Annotated in this window: 12 protein-coding genes; 5 read left to right on the top strand and 7 right to left on the bottom strand. The window is 42.8% G+C overall.

Annotated elements, in window-relative coordinates; all coding sequences use genetic code 11:
- Positions 1–79: 79 nt before the first annotated feature.
- The 6 genes from QZT69_RS04495 to QZT69_RS04520 form a co-directional block, all read right to left on the bottom strand.
- The gene (locus QZT69_RS04495; RefSeq protein WP_294670914.1) at positions 80–1,426 is read right to left on the bottom strand and encodes a hypothetical protein; all 1,347 of its coding nucleotides are present in this window, start codon (positions 1,424–1,426) and stop codon (positions 80–82) included.
- Between the two features lies 1 nt (position 1,427).
- Positions 1,428–3,326 carry a hypothetical protein gene (locus QZT69_RS04500; RefSeq protein WP_294670917.1) on the bottom strand — a complete coding sequence of 633 codons (1,899 nt, stop codon included), beginning with the start codon at positions 3,324–3,326 and terminating at the stop codon, positions 1,428–1,430.
- A 134-nt stretch (positions 3,327–3,460) separates the two neighbouring features.
- On the bottom strand, positions 3,461–4,120 hold the full coding sequence (locus tag QZT69_RS04505) for a hypothetical protein (protein WP_294670920.1): 660 nt from the start codon (positions 4,118–4,120) through the stop codon (positions 3,461–3,463).
- A 69-nt stretch (positions 4,121–4,189) separates the two neighbouring features.
- Positions 4,190–5,083 (bottom strand): LD-carboxypeptidase, encoded by an 894-nt coding sequence (locus QZT69_RS04510; protein WP_294670922.1) that lies wholly within the window; start codon positions 5,081–5,083, stop codon positions 4,190–4,192.
- 95 nt (positions 5,084–5,178) lie between these two features.
- Positions 5,179–6,042 carry an anti-sigma factor gene (locus QZT69_RS04515; RefSeq protein WP_294670925.1) on the bottom strand — a complete coding sequence of 288 codons (864 nt, stop codon included), beginning with the start codon at positions 6,040–6,042 and terminating at the stop codon, positions 5,179–5,181.
- Positions 6,012–6,566 carry a sigma-70 family RNA polymerase sigma factor gene (locus QZT69_RS04520; protein WP_294670928.1) on the bottom strand — a complete coding sequence of 185 codons (555 nt, stop codon included), beginning with the start codon at positions 6,564–6,566 and terminating at the stop codon, positions 6,012–6,014. Before QZT69_RS04520 ends, QZT69_RS04515 begins: the two co-directional genes overlap by 31 nt.
- 155 nt (positions 6,567–6,721) lie before the next feature.
- Between QZT69_RS04520 and ileS the strand changes: the two genes are divergently transcribed.
- The 5 genes from ileS to QZT69_RS04545 all read left to right on the top strand — a co-directional run bounded on the left by ileS (position 6,722) and on the right by QZT69_RS04545 (position 16,924).
- Positions 6,722–10,249, top strand: a complete 3,528-nt coding sequence (gene ileS / locus QZT69_RS04525; protein WP_294670930.1) for an isoleucine--tRNA ligase — start codon at positions 6,722–6,724, stop codon at positions 10,247–10,249.
- 107 nt (positions 10,250–10,356) lie between these two features.
- A complete protein-coding gene (locus QZT69_RS04530) occupies positions 10,357–12,387 on the top strand; it encodes a recombinase (RefSeq protein WP_294670934.1) in 2,031 nt (676 codons plus the stop codon).
- Between the two features lie 125 nt (positions 12,388–12,512).
- On the top strand, positions 12,513–15,227 hold the full coding sequence (locus QZT69_RS04535) for a T9SS type A sorting domain-containing protein (protein ID WP_294670938.1): 2,715 nt from the start codon (positions 12,513–12,515) through the stop codon (positions 15,225–15,227).
- A gap of 155 nt (positions 15,228–15,382) precedes the next feature.
- The gene (locus QZT69_RS04540; RefSeq protein WP_294670940.1) at positions 15,383–16,261 is read left to right on the top strand and encodes a Ppx/GppA phosphatase family protein; all 879 of its coding nucleotides are present in this window, start codon (positions 15,383–15,385) and stop codon (positions 16,259–16,261) included.
- A gap of 252 nt (positions 16,262–16,513) precedes the next feature.
- A complete protein-coding gene (locus QZT69_RS04545; RefSeq protein ID WP_294670943.1) occupies positions 16,514–16,924 on the top strand; it encodes a hypothetical protein in 411 nt (136 codons plus the stop codon).
- Between the two features lie 60 nt (positions 16,925–16,984).
- Here the strand turns inward: QZT69_RS04545 and QZT69_RS04550 are convergent, their stop codons facing one another.
- A complete protein-coding gene (locus QZT69_RS04550; RefSeq protein WP_294670946.1) occupies positions 16,985–18,778 on the bottom strand; it encodes a YfiR/HmsC family protein in 1,794 nt (597 codons plus the stop codon).
- Between the last annotated feature and the right edge of the window lie 322 nt (positions 18,779–19,100).

Raw genomic sequence — 19,100 nt, forward strand, 5'->3', positions numbered from 1 at the left:
TTAAATAATTGATTATAAATTAATTCGTAATTCGTAATTCGTAATTCGTAATTCGTAATTCGTAATTCGTAATTCGTAATTATCTTTTAAGTTTCCCCTTCCGGAGCAGGCTCGCAACTTCGAATTCTAAAGAACCATAAATCTCTTTTTTCTTTAGTGAGTCGATATGGAACAAAATATCCGTTCCGCGATAATTCCATAATCCGTTGCAGGAAGATCCGGATGTCATTTTAGGGGATTTCCCGGCGGTGTAAGCACTGATGCTTTTCGGAAGTATATTGAGTGTTAACGGAGGAGAAAACAGGAAATGATAGTATTTTCCCTGTTTGGTCACAATTCCTTTCGCAAACAGTGCAGAAACCAATTTTTGCCCGTTTTCATTGACAGAAAATAACAGCGAATATCCGGGAACAGCTACCTTATTGATTTTATGGACTTCTACCGGATTAAATTCCTCATCATAACCGATTTCCACGACCTCTTCGTCGATTAGCTGTGTGCCGCCTTCCTGGAAGGAAAGATCGCCATCCCATGCGTCGAAGAATGCGGCTGTAGGAAAACTGACTTTTTTCCCAAGTCCAACTATCCACTTGTAAAGCGGTCCGTTCGGATCTTTTTTGAATTCGGAAATATCCAGGTGTATATCCAAAGCTTTCGTAGAATGTTTACTCCGTTCAAAACTCATTCCTGACTCCTTCTCTTTTATTTTAAGCGGGGCACTGGAATGCAGGTAAGTTTTAAGCCTGATATTGGACGAATCACTATCGTGTGCGCACAGCGCATAATCCAACCCGAATTTCCGCAGCCTCGGTGAATGGGAATAAAGCACAATATCTTCATCTTTAAAAATTGGGTTCTTCAGGAATTTCTCCCAGGAAGTTTCGATGTCCCCTTCGTGCGCAAAAATGGCTTTTCCAATCCGTCTTTTGATCCGGGAACCTTTGTAGACCAGGAGATAATCCTTGTCATAAAAAATATACAGTCCGAGTTCGTCGATTTTCTTGACTTTCCGGTTGTAAACAAGGGTGTCGGAAATGTGAGTATATTGTTCCAATCGGGTTAAACCATTTTTAATCTTGGAACTATCCATAACGGTGACAAAAGTTCCCCATTCGTCTTTTCCGTTCGAGAAGAAATAACCGGTACTTTGAATATCGATCCCGATGCCCTTAGCCTGTCCAAGCAGGAAATCATAAGTCATGTATTCCCGGAAAGGGACTTTATTCTTAAACATCAGGGAGTTTGTTTCCCGAGCGATATTCAACAAATTGTACCTTCCAACGATCTCACTTTCCGGAAGGCGGTCCAGCAGGCTTGGAGGCGGGTCCGGAGCAAACAGGCGCGGACGGATATAGAGGAATAAAGCCAATGCTGCACACAGCAATGCGATTAACATAACTTTATTTCCTACCCCTTCGGTTTTCATGTTATCTTTTCGTAGATACCAGGTAAGCGGTGTTTACTAAGTCTAATAAGTATTTTCCTGCATTGTCGAAAGTCCCGTCGAAGCTGTACGTCAAATTGTATGTTGTTTTCTGACGTGTTGTTTTGGAAGAAATTACTTCCACTTCTCCTTTTTTACCTTTCATAGAAGCCAGTACGTCAAAACGATGGTCATTTAAGATCGTTTCAGGCAAACGGTTGATCATATCTCCCAGGTTCATATACGCATAAATAGATCCGCTTTTCGCAGCATTTTTGACCTGTTTTCCGGTAATTGCCTCTGCTCCGTATCCGTTGGAATGGTTTTTAGCCAGATCCTCATCATTGGTGAAAATAAATAATCCGTTTTTATTGATCATGTATAAAGGAACGGAGTTCAGGATCGCTTCTTCGTACACCCAGTAATCTCCCATGTTCTTGAATTGGGAAGTGATACGCGACATGTGCTTCAGGATCTTGTTAGGGACATCCGGGCGGCCGGTTGTAAATCCTAATGTGAAAACAGGCATATCTTCTTCAGCCTCTATTTCTTTCTCACCGTACTCAAACGTTTCTTCGTCGTAGAAAAACTCTACACGTTTTGTTTTCACACGTTTAATTCCGTTAAAAGTACCGAACATACTCCCTTTGTAAGTATTGAAAACTTCATCCGTGTTAATGAAATCGTTCAATAATTCGATGGTCAGTACATTGGCAGAAATGCGTGCATTCTTTTCTTCGCTCAAGATCGGCATAATAACTTCATAAGCCTTTTCGTAGCCTTTCTTCAAATCGATCTTGTAAGTAAAGAATCCTGTATTGTTGTTCGGAATGTATTTCAATACGTTTTTGTCAAATTTTGCACTGTTCAGTTCTTCGTAAATACTTCCCAATCCGTCACCGTAATAAGCTTCCACTTTCAGATCAATGGATTTTTGGTTCAAAACGATATCGCCCAGCATGACATTTCCGGTATACAATTCGTTTAGATCACGGTATAAGTCAGGGAACATTGCCTGCAGGTAGAACAAGCTGTTTGTGTTTTTGAAATTCCGGCTGTTGTCCAGGTAAAAGATTCCGTCGGAAGGATGCGTTAATTGTGCCGCCAAACGCGGATCCTGTGCTTTCAGGTTCAGTTTTTTGGCAAAAAGTTCTTCGGTAATCAATTCCAGGCGCTTGCGGGAATATTCGGATTCGATACTGTCTCGTAGTTCGTAGTAATTCTTGAAAAGATCATTTGTTTCATCCACCGCGATAGGGGTTTCGTCCACTTCTTCCTCGATAATCTCTTCTACTTCATCACCCTCTTCATTTAAGGTAGGATCATCATCTGTGAATTCTTCTTCGTCATATTCGCCCATCGGTTCTTCGTCGAAGTACTCATCTTCATACCAGGGAAGCTCTAATCCCCTGGAAGTCCAGATAGAATCTGTGATTTCCGTCAATTTATCCTGATCCGTATCTACGCGTATCAACAGGCCTACATTGCCCTGGATCATTAAATGATTGAAGTAATTATTGTAATATTCCGTTCCTGCAACCAAACTTTCTTTGCGGTCAAAATCATCAAATACCGTGAAAAGCTTTTCTTTGTCAGTGATCCCGAAAGTAAACCCTGAAATTTCAAATTCCGGATTTTTACCGTAGAAAATATTCATCTTCTGGTTGAAGTCGATTCCTGCATCTTTCAAGGTTTTTCCCTGGGTAGAACCATCAAATAATTCAGACTGCAATTCAGTCATGAAATCATAAGAAACCAATTCATCCATGGATACCTTCTGAAGAATGGAAATATTGTTCAGACTAAAGACAGTAACTGCATCTTTAGGAATGATATCTTCGGATTTCTGTCCCCATGAGATCGCTCCCAAAAGGGTTATCGGAATTAAGATTTTAATTTTCATAAACAGATGAATGAACGGATTCTACACGAAAGTAAAATCATTTTTTGAATTGAAAACGCTATTTGGTTTATCAACGGGTATTTGGTTGATAACTTGTGTTAAAATGAAGTCTTTTTCGAACAATCTGCAAAAAACTAGTTCGAAATAACAAAGGTACTCTTCAGGATGGAAGGATTTGTTCCAACCGAATAAGTAGTTGATTCGATCAAACCTGCTACTTTCGACGGAGAAATTTTTGCCTGCGGATTATCACATTTTGCAATTGGTTTGTCAAAGCGCGAAACACAGGTGTATTTTCCTTTTTTCAACTTTTCCTGGTCTTCCGCTTTCATTTTATGGACGACACTTTGAAAATTCGGAACAATGCGTGTGAGTGTTTTTCCGTCCCAGGTAAGCCAGTTCTCATTCAGGGCCGGATCGTTTTTTTCCTTGATCTCTTCTTTGATAATTTCACGGATGCCGCTTTGTAAGTCTGAAACAGATTCGAAATCAACAATAATCTTGAAAATAAAATTATCGAAATCGGATTCTACCCGAACATTGGAAATTCCTTCTTTCTCCTGCAGTTTATTGCGGTAATATTCAATTTTCTCCTTGATTTCAGGGATTTTGGGAATGCGTTTTCCGTCTACGCTGTCCAAAGCAAGGATCGAATTGATCTTTACCTTGCTTGCGCTCATGTTTACGGTATATTTATAAGTACCGGTCCCGTCAGCGTGAAGGGTAATATCATCCCAAATATCCACGCACGACGAAAGTGCAAGAATCAGAAACCCAATTAGAAAAATACGCATAAGTCAAATTTCAGGTGTAAAAATACAGAACTGGACGAAGCAAAAACAGTACCAACTAAGAAATATTTCCTATTGAGTGAAAGAAATGTGGTTTTCCGTAATGGTCAATGTGGCTTTCCTCCCGCAAATAAATGCTCGATTGTCGGGAATATGTCCAACGGGAGCATCAAATGCAATCGGAAATGAGCGGTATCGGGTGTGCTCCAGGATTAATTCTTCCACGCACCATTCAGTAGGTTTTGCAGTGTCTTTTAGGTCAGTCATTCCGCCAACAACCAGTCCGGCGATTCGGTCAAATACACCCGCAAAGCGGAAAGCCCAAAGCATGCGGTCCAAATGATAGACCTGTTCTCCGATATCTTCAATAAATAGAATGGCATTTTCGTAATTCGGGGAATAGGGAGTTCCCAATAAGGAATACAAAATTGATAAGTTTCCTCCGACTACATTTCCGGTTGCTGTTCCGGGTTTATTAGAGGCGTTGGTCTGCCAGGTGTATGCGTTCGGTATTCCGCGGAGCACATTTAAAAGGGACTCCAGGGATTCCGGGGTGTTCTCCCGGAAATTCAAAGGCATCGTGGTGTGAGCTGTTTCAATGCCAAGTTTCAAACCTAAGCAGTGGAAATTGGTAATATCGGAAAAACCCAATATCCATCTTGGTTCGCGAAGCAGGTTCGCCCAATTCACAAGATCAAACAAACGGATCGCTCCGTAACCGCCCCGATTGCAGATAATTGCTTTGACATCCGGATGATCGATCGCCCATTGCAGATCTTCTGCTCTTTCCATATCCGTTCCGGAAAAATAGCGGTATTCGTTTGCCGAATGCGGAGCAACAAGCACTTTAAAGCCGTGCTCTTCAAAATACGCTTTTGCGAAATCAATGTGGGTTGCTTCAATCGCTTTTGCAGGAGAAACCAATGCAATAGCATCGCCGGGAACCAATTCTGGAGGACAAATCATGACCTAAAGGTAATTCAAAAGTTCAAAGAGTTGAAAGCGTTCAAAATAGATTCACGGTTTGAACCGTTTAATAGTTGAACATTTTTGAACGGATTTTATCCGTTGATCGGTCCCATCACCACCATTTTTTCCATAGTTGGTGTCGGGCTTCCGCCCATTTTTTCCAGTGTGATGGCAAAAGCAGTAATGTTTTGTGCATTTACGTCGAATGGTTCTGTCATTTGCTCCACTTCGTCGTAGTTGAAAAGTCCCACAGAAACCGGTTTTCCGTCAGCGATCACCCACAATTGGTATTGCATATTTGCCGGCGGAGGTGTGATTTTTTCCGCATGCATCACCGCTTTTTTCATGTCCTTGCTCCACATGACTTTCACCGTTGCTTCCGGTTCCATAGCGGTTCCGGTCATTTTTACAGTGCGCAGGCTTTCTGCGGCAAGAACTTCCTGGACGGTTTGTAAATGATCTTTTTCTACAATCATTGCCTGAAGAATCTGCTCATTCTTCAACTGGTCTTTTTCCATAGAAGCCATGATCTTGTCGAGGCGTTTTACTTCCTGATTCGATATAAACCAAAGCGCACAGACTCCAATGGTAAGAATCACAGATGCTGCTGCCATCATTTTCCACATCGGGCTCACTCCTTTCACTTCCGGAGTGGTGTTCATAGCAATGATTTTTGCTTCTTCCTTTTTAGCGGGAGCTTGTTCCTGTGGTGTTTCGGCAATGGTTTTTAGCAGGGATGCACGAACGGAAGGATCAGGTGCCTGGGCACTTTCAAGCATCATCTCTTCGCAGCGTTTTTGAACGCGGATGAACTCAGCCTGAATTTCCGGGTAGATTTTAGACAGGCAAGCTACTTCCTGAACTTCCTGTGGGGAAGCAAGACCGAGCGTTACCGACTCCAAAATTCCTGATGCTATGTATTCGTTTATATCCACAATATCAATACTATAAACCATTTTCTCAACTCCGCCATGGCAGCGCGCGAACGTGTTTTCACAGTTCCGAGCGGAAGATCCAGCTCATCTGCTACTTCTTGTTGCGTATACCCTTTGAAGTATAAGTATTCTATCATCGTCTGTTGTTCAACCGGAAGGCGGTCTACCAGCTGTCTTAAACCGATGGTACTCACGTTCTGCTGAACAGTTGTTGAGCTACTTACGACAGTCTCCAGGGTTTGGATTTCAGATTTCGCTTCTTTTTTCAATTTTCGCAATGCGTCAATGGAAGTGTTCCGCGCAATGTTGAGCATCCAGGTGAAAAAACTGCCTTTGGTGTCATCATACATCTGAATGTTTTTCCAGACCTTGATAAAGGTGTCCTGCAGTACATCCTGTGCAATTGCTTCATCCGTAATGAAACGGTTGATCACACCGTTAATTGCCCCGCAATAGCGATCATAGACTTCTCCGAAAGCAGTTTGGTCTCCCGCCTTCACTTTTTGAACCAAGTCATTAATCTCTATGCTATTCAATGAATCCAACGGAACGAATTTAATTATAAATAATTGAAAAGTCTGGTCAGTAAGGGCGAAAATTTTTTCACCCTTACTCTACATGCAGGCAGACTCCGAAATCCAATAGGAAATTCGTAACTTTGCATCTGTTTTGAAAATTACCTTTAATCGATTTAAAGTTTATGAGTCAGAAGTATAACGAGTATTCAGGGCTGAACCTGCCGAATGTAGCGCAGTCAGTTCTTGAAAAGTGGAAAAATGAGCGCGTTTTCGAAGCTTCCGTGTCTACACGTGAAGGGGCTGAGCCGTTTGTTTTCTTTGAAGGGCCGCCATCAGCAAACGGGCTGCCGGGTATTCACCACGTAATGGCTCGTTCGATTAAAGATATTTTCTGCCGCTACCAAACCCTGAAAGGGAAACAGGTAAAGCGTAAGGCCGGATGGGATACGCATGGATTGCCTGTGGAACTGGGTGTGGAAAAAGAATTGGGAATCACCAAAGAAGATATCGGGAAGAAAATCTCGGTAGATGATTACAATAGAGCGTGTCGTGAGGCAGTAATGCGCTACACGGATATCTGGAACCGTCTGACGGAAGAAATGGGTTACTGGGTGGATATGGACGATCCATACATCACTTACGACCCGAAATACATGGAATCTGTTTGGTGGTTATTGGGCCAGTTGTATGAGAAAAACTTATTGTACAAGGGTTACACCATTCAGCCGTATTCGCCGATGGCAGGGACCGGTTTGTCGTCTCATGAATTGAACCAGCCGGGCTGTTACCGCGATGTGAAAGACACCACAGTGGTGGCGCAATTTAAAATAAAAGAGGACCAGGTTCTGCCTGCCACCCTCCTCAATCCTCCCTCAAGGGAGGAGGCAGTTTCCAACTCTCCCCTTGAGGGGAGACAAAGAGGGGTGGAAACGTTTTTCTTGGCCTGGACCACCACTCCATGGACTTTATCTTCCAATACCGCATTGTGTGTTGGACCGAATATTGATTACGTCCTGGTTTCGACTTTCAATCCTTACACCCACGAACCGGTTCAGGTGGTTTTGGCGAAGGATTTGGTGAAAAACCATTTTGGGAAAGGTTTTGTTGCGGTTGAAGATGTATCCGGATTGGAAGGATATGATAAATCCGGGAAAAATATTCCATTTGTTGTATTGGGCGAATGCAAAGGTTCTGACCTGGTCGGAATCCGTTACGAACAACTTTTGAAAGGGGCTTTGCCTTACGAAAACGCGGATCAGGCATTCCGTGTGATATCAGGTGATTTCGTAACTACTTCGGATGGTACGGGAATCGTGCACATTGCGCCTACTTTTGGTGCGGATGATGCGCGTGTGGCTGCTGAAGCAGGTGTTCCTGCCATGCTTGTGCTTGACGAAAAAGGTGTTCCTGTTCCATTGGTTGACCTGCGAGGCCGTTTCCGCCAGGAAGTTTCCGACTCGCTTTTCGGGCTGGGTGGTGAATATGTGAAAGCAGATTACTTGACAGACGAAGAAACACAGACGGAATTTCTTAAGCAGCGGGAAGGGTTGAAATCCGTTATCCCGGATTTGAAAGCATACATGTCGGTGGATGAGCGCATTGCTTTGAAATTGAAGATAGAGAACAGAGCATTTAAGATCGAAAAATACGAACACAGTTACCCGCATTGCTGGAGAACTGATAAGTCGGTATTGTATTACCCATTGGATTCCTGGTTTATCCGGGTAACGGATGTGAAAGACCGCATGATCGCATTGAATAATACGATTAACTGGAAACCGGCTTCAACAGGAAGCGGACGATTCGGTGAATGGCTGAAAAACGCGAATGACTGGAACTTATCCCGTTCACGTTACTGGGGAATCCCAATTCCGATCTGGTCAACAGAAGATGGCGACGAGCGCGTTTGTATTTCATCTGTAGAACAATTGAAAGCGGAATGTGAGAAGGCAGTTGCAGCAGGTTTGATGACTGCAAATCCGCTGGAGGCATTCAAGCCGAATAATTTCTCCAAGGAGAATTACGCACAAATCGACCTGCACAAGAATTACGTGGATGAAATCACGCTGGTTTCTCCGTCGGGTAAGCCGATGAAACGAGAAAGTGATTTGATTGACGTGTGGTTTGATTCCGGTGCGATGCCTTATGCACAATGGCATTATCCGTTCGAGAATAAAGAATTGATCGATAATAACAAATCGTATCCTGCAGATTTCATTGCGGAAGGTGTCGACCAGACTCGCGGATGGTTTTATACCCTGCATGCAATCGCAACGATGTGTTTTGATTCGGTGGCATACAAAAATGTGGTGTCAAACGGATTGGTATTGGATAAGAACGGGCAAAAAATGTCCAAGCGTTTAGGAAATGCAGTGGATCCGTTTGAAACATTGTCGAAATACGGTCCGGATGCAACACGCTGGTACATGATCACGAATGCGCAGCCATGGGATAACCTGAAGTTCGATACGGAAGGAATTACGGAGGTACAGCGCAAATTCTTCGGAACGCTTTACAACACGTATTCGTTCTTTGCATTGTATGCGAATATTGACGGATTTAACTACTCCGAAGCTGAAATCCCGTTGGAAGAACGCCCGGAAATCGATCGCTGGATCTTGTCAAAACTGAATTCACTGATTGCGCAGGTAGATGAAGCTTATGCTTCTTTCGAACCGACAAAAGCGGGTCGTTTGATCCAGGATTTCGTGACTGATCAATTGTCGAACTGGTACGTAAGACTTTGCCGCAGACGTTTCTGGAAAGGCGATTACGAAGCAGATAAGATCTCGGCATACCAGACCTTGTATACTTGTTTGGAAGCTGTTGCAATTATGGGTTCCCCGATTGCGCCGTTCTATTTGGACCAGTTATTCTCGGATTTAAATGCAATTTCGGGTCGTCATCCTGTAAATTCTGTGCATTTGGCTTTCTTTCCGAAATCCAATACGGATTTAATTGATCTGGAACTCGAAGCACAAATGGAGATTGCTCAGAATGTTTCTTCACTGGTACTTGCATTACGTGCGAAAGAAAAGATCCGTGTGCGCCAGCCGCTTCAAAAGATCATGGTTCCTGTTCTAAACGCGCAGTTTGCAAAAAATATCGAACACGTTCAGGCATTGATCCTTTCGGAAGTGAATGTGAAAGAACTGGAATTGTTGGATGCATCAAATAACATCTTTGTAAAGTCCATCAAGGCGAACTTTAAGACCATCGGTCCTAAATACGGCAAACAAATGAAGTCAATTGCTGCAATGGTGGCTCAAATGGACCAGGATGGAATTGCTCAAATCGAGCAAAACCAGGGTTGGAGAGGAGTTATTGACGGAGAAGAAGTAATCCTTGATCTGAGTGATTTCGAGATTCGCGCGGAAGACATCCCGGGATGGCTGGTTGCATCTGAGAACGGTTTGACTGTTGCCTTGGATTCCACTATTACCGAGGCTTTGCGCATGGAAGGAGTTGCCAGAGAATTGGTGAACCGTATTCAGAACCTGCGCAAAGATTCCGGGTTGGAGGTAACGGATAAAATCCGTCTGACACTTAAATCATCCGAATTCATTCAGCTTGCTGCCGAAACGAACAAGCAGTTTATCTGCGATGAGGTATTGGCAACAGATTTAATGATTTCAGCGGATGCCTTTGAAGGACTTTCAACGGATATCGAAGCAGATGCTGATACCTTGATCCGTGTGGAAAGAGTTTAATAGAAAGGTTATTCCGGCTCCTATGGAAGTGGTTTCATGGGAGCCGAAACCATATCAAAATGTCCGTTAGTTAACGGGCATTTCTTATTTTTAAGAAAAATAAGGGAATGCAATTATTTAAAAGGACCAAAAGAAAACGGCTGGACGAACTATTCGATGAGTTTTACAACGAAGCAGATTACACATCCAACAATTTGGAGTTCCTCGTTGACCTGGTTGCATATTTTCGTCCCGATAAAATTGAAAAAGACAAACCGGTCAGCATCCGGCCACTTTTGGATTACCTGAATGAAAACGCTGTAAGACGTTATGCAATGGCTGTTTACCTGCGGAATGTTTTTCAAAACCGCAAATTCACATCCATTTTAACGGATTCAGGAATTATCCGGGATGCATATTTCATCCGGGAGATCCGGGAACGTTTAGGATCGAAGATTTTGCCGGAGCAACCGGAACCTGATACCCTTCAGTTTTTGCTGAACCAGGTTTTTTACAGGCAGAACGATTTTGAGTGGGTGCAGGAAATTGCACTGACCGAGATCAACGAGCTAATTGTTTTACTGGATTTGCGGACAATTTATGACTCGGAGGAAGACAGCCAGAACACGGCAATAACGGAAATCATCAGCGGGATCAGCCTGCTCATTCAACGTATCAGCGGAAGAGCACTCGAACAGGATGTTTTGATCATGGTACCCGAATACGAACATGTGCAAAGTCCTTTTGAATCGTTCGAGAAAAAACTGGATCTCATTGTTTCAAAGATCATTCAGGGAGACAGGCTCTCTATCTCCGCCACAGATCCCGATTTCCAGGAACTGGTTCAGTTGCTTCAGGGCTGTCATCAGATTATTAATAACGCATTTGAGAACAGTGCAAAGTTTGGGATTTCCATTCGCGTGAACCAGAGTTTGCTGCGTATCCGACAGCAATTGTTCCGGATAGAAGCTTTATTGCCGCTGCTTGCCACCGATTCTGAAGAAGATAAACGGGATAATTCCATATATCTGGCAATCCGTTTGATTAAATACAATTGCAGAAAAAATAATATCCGTCGTTTGCTGCTCGACAGCACACAGACAATTGCTTATGAAGTAACGCAGCATACCGCCAGAACCGGTGAACATTACATTACTCAGTCGAAAAAGGAATATGTTCACATGCTTCTGACTGCTATGGGTGGAGGATTGATCGTTGGTTTCCTGTGTTTGTTCAAAGTGGTTTTGGGAAAGGCAGTTATCAGTGATTTTGGTCATGCGTTCCTATACAGTTTGAATTACGCTTTCGGATTTATCCTGATTTACTTACTGGGTTTTACGCTGGCAACCAAACAGCCGGCTATGACTGCAGCTACTATTGTTAAGTCGATTGAAAATGGGTTGAACAGCTCAGCAGATGAAGCTGACAGGCACCGCTCTTTCGCAATCTTGTTCTCTCACCTTTTCCGTTCACAGTTCATTGCTTTTGTGGGGAATGTACTGATCGCTTTTCCGGTTGCCATGCTGTTGATTTGGTCTTTGCAGGGATTGGCAGGTTTCCAAATTGTGGATGAAGCAAAAAGCGAGCATTTGATGACCGATTTGAACCCGATAGCTTCCTGGGCAATCCTGCATGCAGCCATTGCAGGAGTTTTTCTTTTTCTTTCCGGGATTATTGCCGGGTCGGTTTCCAACAAGATCAAGCACAAGAAGATTTACAACCGGATTAAGGAACATCCGGTGCTAAAGATTTCACTGGGGAAAGAAAGCACCAAAAAATTTGCCGATTGGATCGAACGAAAATGGGCCGGAGTAGCATCTAACTTCTGGTTTGGAGTGTTTCTGGGTTCCACTGCATCCATCGGGATTTTCCTTGGACTGAACCTGGATATCCGACACATCACCTTTGCTGCCGGAAATATGGCTTTGGGATTATTCGGCGGGCATTTCGAAACAGGCTGGTATCCGATTATTATGGGAATCCTGGGAATCGGCGTGATCGGTTTTGTGAACTTCATTGTAAGCTTTGCACTTTCGCTTTGGCTGGCACTTCGTTCACGTGATATTCCGATCTCTGAACTGAAATATCTTTTTAAGTCTGTTTGGCTGTATTTCAAGTACGAACCATTGGCATTTTTCTTCCCTTTAAAGAATTCCTGACAGTATCATTAATTGTTGTGTCAATTGTTAAAAATCAACTTATTGCGAAGTTTAAAATGTTAAATAACTCAGAAATTAGTTGCTGATTGATTATCTTCGAGCCACATTAATTTTATTAACTTACTATGAAAAAATCATTACTGGTTTTCTCGCTTATAGCGGGAAGTACTTTGTGTTTTGCGCAGCAAGGCCTTAAAATGGGTTTAAATCATGTTCTAAATCCCCAACTCAAACAAGCCCCTGTTTCTTCTCAACCTTCATTGGTTAAAACCTTGGTTTGTCAGGATACTTTGCGTTATCCACAAGCTAAAGAACAGATTTTGGGAACGGATAATTTTTATTCATTTAACGCTTATGCTTCAGATAATGAAGTGGTTTCTCAAACTTATTTAAACTCAGGAAATTTAACAATCAATGGAATTGAGTTTTTCGGTGCAAAAGGTTCAGCTACCGATGTTACGGTAAATGCTGCTATTTATAATGTGGATGCTTCAAATGTACCAACAACATTGGTAGGGAGCGGTAATATTACGATTACGGGAGCTTACACGAATACGAATGCAGATTATGCTTATCGCTATGTTAATTTTTCTACACCGCTTACCGTAACCGGAAATTATGCGATAGTTCTTACACCGAGTACAGGGATTCTAAATTTCTATGTAACGGATCTTGCTTTTGGACAAACTTACGATGAAGACTTCTTACGTTATAAATCATCCTATTACCCGAATTCTGCTAATGCTTATGTTAGTATTCCGGTATTGACAAATGATGCAACGAATTTCCCCGGAAATGGTTCAACAATTCCTCCCGGACCATACAATTTTGAATTGTTGGCAGGGCCCATTGTGAATTATACAATCAATACACAATTCACACCATCTGCAACTACGGTTTGCCAGGGTACACCGGTTACTTATACGAATGGAACCACTCCGATGTCTGTTTTAGGTAATAGAATGTCGAACTACAATACGTTTATGTCCTATTTCGGAGTAGCTGCAACAGATTCCACATTCGTTTATGATATGGATAACAGCGCTGTAGTTTGGAATGGTACTACTACGTATACGCATCCTGCAGCAGGAACATACGATGTTATGTTAATTACAATCGGAGGATTTTTTAATAGCTGTGTGGATAACACGGTACAAACAATTACGGTTAATCCGGCTCCGGCAGCACCGACAGTTACACCTGGTGGACCGACGACTTTCTGTTCCGGAGGAAACGTAGTGCTTACTTCGTCTGCCGCTACTGGAAATACCTGGTCAAACGGAGCAACCACTCAATCCATTACGGTGAACACTGCCGGAACATATACGGTTACTGCTACAGCTTTGGGTTGTACTTCTCCGGCATCTGCAGGGCAAACTATTACGGTGAATGCGTTGGATAATGCTTCCTATAATTACCCGACCAATTCTATTTGCGACGCATCTCCGAACCAAACGCCTACAACATCGGTTGCCGGAACATTCTCATCTACTCCTGCAGGATTAACTTTTGTAAGCACTGCGACCGGAGAAATTGATGTAGCAAACAGTACTTCAGGAAGTTATACAGTAACTTATACAACTTCCGGAGCTTGTCCGAATACAAATACGCAAACTATAGTTATTTCAGGGGCTCCTGATGCAACATTTAGCTACGCAATGCCAAGCTATTGTACGAACGGAACGAACCCAAGCCCGGTATACGGTGCAGGAGCAAGCGCAGGAGCATTCAGCTCTACAGCAGGATTGGTAATCAATTCTTCTACAGGAGAGATTAACCTGGCTTCTAGTACTGCCGGAGTGTATACGGTAACAAACTCAATTGCTGCGAACGGATCATGTCCGGCGGATGCTCAAACATTTAGTGTTACCATTGCTGCAGCACCGACAGCTGCCGTTTCCGGTGGTGGTACACAATGTGGAACAGGTTCTATTGATGTAACTATTGCACTAACCGGCGCTGGTCCTTGGGATGTGACTTATACGGACGGTACAACTCCAACAACAGTTAACGGGATCACAGCTTCACCTTATACGGTAAGTGCTACTGCAAACGGAACATTTACCGTTACGAATGTAACAATGGGTGGATGTTCTGCAACAGGAACAGGTGCTGCAACGGTAGTGTTCAATCCGAACCCAACTGTAACATTTACACCAGTTGGCAATGTATGTGATAATGAAAGTCCGGTAGCATTGACTGCATCTCCTGCGGGAGGAACTTTCTCCGGTTCAACGGGAGTTTCCGGTTCCACTTTTGACCCGGCTGGCTTGACAGCAGGTTCAATTACTTTGACATATAATTATACAGATGGAAACGGATGTTCAGGATCTGCAACTTCTACATTTACCTTGAACGCAGCGCCAACAGCAAGCCTTGCAGCATTTACAGATGTATGTTTGCAGGATCCGTCATTTGGTTTAACGGGTGGTTTACCTGCTGGCGGAACGTATAGCGGAACAGGTGTTTCGGGAGGAAACTTCAGCCCGGCAACTGCAGGAGCAGGAATCCAGACAATTACGTACACGGTGACTGAGAACGGGTGTTCGGATGCAGTTTCCCAGTCAATTAATGTGGAAGATTGTGCCGGAATTGAAGAAATGGCTGATTTCGGGTTGGAAATCTATCCAAATCCTGCAAGTTCAGTAGTAGTAATCAAGGCAGGAAAAGACGTGAATTTCTCCATGGTATCCGAGGATGGAAAAATGGTTTATCCGTTATCTTCTTTAGCGATGAATACTGAAACACAATTGGAGGTTTCTCACCTGGCAAAAGGAATCTACTTCCTTCACTTTAACAATGCTCAGGGAAGCCTTGTTGAAAAAGTGATTGTAAAATAAATAACTGAATGATAGTTGGAATGCCGTTCGCCAATCGACGAACGGCATTTTTTTATTAACTGAGCCTGCGAAATCCACTATCCTTTATAAGCTCATCAAACCATTCCTTCGTGTCCCTGGTGATCTTTGTGGTTTTTTTACTAATTTCGGTTTTAATGCCAAAAAAGTACGCAGCCATAGATATCGGATCGAATGCAGCTCGATTGTTAATAGGTGAGATCGCCAAAGAAAACGGGCATCCTTATGTCAAGAAAATTTCTTACACGCGTCTTCCGCTTCGTTTAGGGGGAGAAGTGTTCGATTCCGGTGAGATCAGCGTGCAAAAAGCAGAAGATTTCATTAAGACAATGAAAGCTTTCAGCCTGATTGCGGATATTTTTGATGTTGCTGCAATCCGGGCATGTGCTACCAGTGCGATGCGGGATGCCAGTAATGGGATGGAAGTTATACAGCAGATCAAACGAAATACGGGTATCGAAATCGAGATCATTTCCGGTGACGAAGAAGCGCGATTGATCTTCGGTACTTTTGCCTTACTTGATATTGCCCGTTCCGAATCTTATTTAGTCATTGATGTAGGTGGAGGATCTACCGAGATTAACGTCTTTGAGCATGGAAAACGCGTAGCGGCAAAAAGCTTTGATATCGGCACGGTTCGTATGCTCAAGAACAAGGTTGACAAGAAAGACTGGCGGGAACTCAAAGACTGGATCAAGGAACACGTGGAAGATAATCCGCACGCGGTCTATGCAACCGGAGGAAATATCAATAAGATTCACAAAATTCTCGGTTTTAAAGAAAAAGCTCCGGTTACTTTGAGGGCCATGAACCAATTGTATGCCGAACTGGAACCCTTAAGCGTCGGTCAGCGCATGGATTTGTTCCAGTTAAAGCCCGATAGAGCCGATGTAATCGTTCCGGCACTGGAAATCTTCCGTTTCTGTATGAATGCGCTTAAATGCAAGGAAATGTACGTTCCCAAGATCGGATTGTCGGACGGAATCGTTTACGATCTGCATAAGAAGAAGATTTAATTATTCTTACTGGATGTACAAAATCATTATTTTCGGTCTTGGGATTCTGTTGATATTTGCCGGACTACAGTTCAGGATGATGCATTGGCCCTATGCTAAACTGGTATACTTTTCCGGGCAGATTCTTTCCATAGCGGCATTACTTGTTTTCATAGTTCAAAGGATGAAGCAGAAGAGAAAATCCAGCAGGCATCTTTGATAAGGAGTAGAATCCTTCAGAACTTACTTGTTTAACTATTGTAAATAGGAGTAATGAAAAAAGACCTTGAATTATTACTCAAAGGAACATATGATGGACTTTCAATCGGAGATACCATTGATAAGTTCAAGAATACGATCAAAGATGCGTTTCACAACCTATCGCAAGGTGACACAGAAATCTATTCGGATGAAGAGCAAACAGAGTTTACTTTTATCAATAATAAACTCCATTTTATTGTCCTCAAATCATTCGAAAAAGGGTTTCTTTCCCCCAAGTTCAAAAAGACCATCAAGAGACTTAATAAAAAAGGAATAGCATGGAGTTTTTATGGTGAACTGACTATGCATGACCAATTGACAATTCGTATAGAAGAAACATCAGTGGATTTAATCTTTTCAGTCAATCATAAAAACGAACTGATTTTGGGAAAAGCCGGACTTTATAAAATTCCCGTGCAATAATTACGGCTTATACGAATTACAATCCATTTAGTTGATGCGAGTTTCGAACTCGTGTCATGATTATCCAATCCTAATCCCCAACACCGTAATATCGTCCACCTGCTCCAACCCTTCGCCATAAGCAGATTTCCATTCCTCGATTGTTGTATCCAGGATTTTGCCCTGCTCATTCATCGGTTTGTGAGCATTTTCAGCAAGCAGGTTCTTGAAGTTGCGGCTCATGAATTTCTTTCCTCTTTCACCGCCAAACTGATCCGAATAACCATCTGTGAACAAGTAGAAGATATCTCCCTTATTGGCTACCATTTCGTGGTTCGTGAATTCACTCATATCCGGGTAGATAGCGATCGGACGCTTATCGGGCTTTAATTCCTCCAGTTTCTTGCTTTTCGAAGAAACAATGTACAGCGGATTATTTGCTCCGGACCAATGACATTTGTAGGTTTTGTTGTTGATCAGAAGCAGGGAAATATCCATTCCGTCCATTTGTTCGCCCTGGATTCCTTTTTGCTGTAGAGAATCGATTACTTTGTCGCGCAGCTCATTCAAAATGATATCTGCACGTGTAATTTCCTGCTGTTTCACGATCTCATTCAGCAAACTGATACACAACATGCTTACAAATGCTCCCGGAACACCATGTCCGGTACAATCTGCTACTGCAACCAGTGTCCAGTCGCCCCGGCGGTCTACGAAGAAGAAATCCCCGCTGACAATATCCTTGGGTTTGTACATTACGAAGAAATCCCCGGGAATTGTTCCGCGAATGGTTTGTTCATTGGGTAAAACCGCATTTTGGATGCGTAAAGCATAACGGATACTGTCCGTCAATTCATACAGGATCTTTTCGATCTGGTCTTTCTGTGAACTGACAATAGCGTGCTGTTCCGAAAGTTCCTGGATAGATTTTTTACGGTGAACCGAGCTGCGGTACAAAATATAGGAAATTCCCAGGATCAGGATCAGAACAACCAATCCCATGATCAGGATAACCCGCTGCATGCCGAGTTTTTGCAATTGCTCGTTAATCTGTCCTTTTTGCAATTCAATATTTCGCTTCTGCTCGAACAGGATGTCTTCCTGGTCAGAAATAGCCTGCGATTGATCCTCCAGTTTTTGCGCCTGTTCTTCCAGAATAGTTCCCTGTTCATCCAGCATTTTGACCTTTTCCTGCAGGGTCATTTTCTGGTAGTTGATCTTAGCCTTCTGATTTTTGATCGTTTCCTCCTTGGCGGCAACTTTTTCACGCTCCTTTTCCAGTTTTTCGGTCGACTCATTGAGTAGTTCTTCCCAGGCAACCGTTCCTTCCATGTATTGTTCGAACTGATTGGTCAATTTCAACCCGGCACTTTCCATATTTGCCTGGTTGACCGTGAAATCGTCTTTTTTCAAGCGCCCGTTAAAGTTAACCATCACGTAATCTTCATCCTTGCAGGAGTTTGTGATTAAGAGCGTGTGATTTCCGGCGATAGCTTTCGCAACTTTCTCAATTTTCTTGTTGAATTTTTTGTCTACGCAAAGAACCTGTGTTGCACCTATGGCATCCAAACTTTTGAAGTGGACAACACTTACCTTTTTTCCTTTCAGCGAAATGCCGTCGTATTTTTTTCGAAGAGCGCTGTAAAACGAGGTATCACTATCGAGTACACCGATCTGAAATGTTTGAAATGAAGTCTGGTTTTCCCAGCTAGTATTCAGCATGATGGGATAAATGCTTGTGGCAACTGATTCATCGGATCGTGAAAATTGTGCGGAAGCATTGGATGCACAGATAAAGCAAACCAAAAAGAATGCGAAAATAGGTTTCAATCGGATTCCGAATGAGCCGGCAACGTGTATAATGTTCAAGTTCACGATCAAAAATTGTTCGAAACGGTTTGTTTAGCATTTAATTGCCGCAAAGGTATGAAAAACAAAAGTTTTGCAGGAAAAGTTCTTTGTTAAGAATCAGTGAAATTGTGAGAATGGCAGATTGAGTAGAGTTTTGACCCACCATGGCCAGTAGGATGATTGGATCGAATTGTATGTGGCACCGACGTTGTTGAGAATGTGTCTTTTGTAAAAACCAATGAGTAATCGTTAGTTAAAATTCACATTTTACCCGGATTCGAATAGAAAGTGTGATTAAAAGTGTTGAATTTCACAGATCGAGCTTGTTTCTCATCCTGTTACACGA

Origin of the sequence: uncultured Fluviicola sp., assembly GCF_902168135.1 — a bacterium.
Lineage (GTDB): Bacteria > Bacteroidota > Bacteroidia > Flavobacteriales_D > Crocinitomicaceae > Fluviicola.

What these genes read in the sequence shown, in the direction of transcription:
- QZT69_RS04495 (WP_294670914.1), bottom strand. Translation starts at nt 1,426, where the DNA reads ATGAAAACCGAAGGGGTAGGAAATAAAGTTATGTTAATCGCATTGCTG.
- QZT69_RS04500 (WP_294670917.1), bottom strand. Translation starts at nt 3,326, where the DNA reads ATGAAAATTAAAATCTTAATTCCGATAACCCTTTTGGGAGCGATCTCA.
- QZT69_RS04505 (WP_294670920.1), bottom strand. Translation starts at nt 4,120, where the DNA reads ATGCGTATTTTTCTAATTGGGTTTCTGATTCTTGCACTTTCGTCGTGC.
- QZT69_RS04510 (WP_294670922.1), bottom strand. Translation starts at nt 5,083, where the DNA reads ATGATTTGTCCTCCAGAATTGGTTCCCGGCGATGCTATTGCATTGGTT.
- QZT69_RS04515 (WP_294670925.1), bottom strand. Translation starts at nt 6,042, where the DNA reads ATGGTTTATAGTATTGATATTGTGGATATAAACGAATACATAGCATCA.
- ileS (WP_294670930.1), top strand. Translation starts at nt 6,722, where the DNA reads ATGAGTCAGAAGTATAACGAGTATTCAGGGCTGAACCTGCCGAATGTA.
- QZT69_RS04530 (WP_294670934.1), top strand. Translation starts at nt 10,357, where the DNA reads ATGCAATTATTTAAAAGGACCAAAAGAAAACGGCTGGACGAACTATTC.
- QZT69_RS04535 (WP_294670938.1), top strand. Translation starts at nt 12,513, where the DNA reads ATGAAAAAATCATTACTGGTTTTCTCGCTTATAGCGGGAAGTACTTTG.
- QZT69_RS04540 (WP_294670940.1), top strand. Translation starts at nt 15,383, where the DNA reads ATGCCAAAAAAGTACGCAGCCATAGATATCGGATCGAATGCAGCTCGA.
- QZT69_RS04545 (WP_294670943.1), top strand. Translation starts at nt 16,514, where the DNA reads ATGAAAAAAGACCTTGAATTATTACTCAAAGGAACATATGATGGACTT.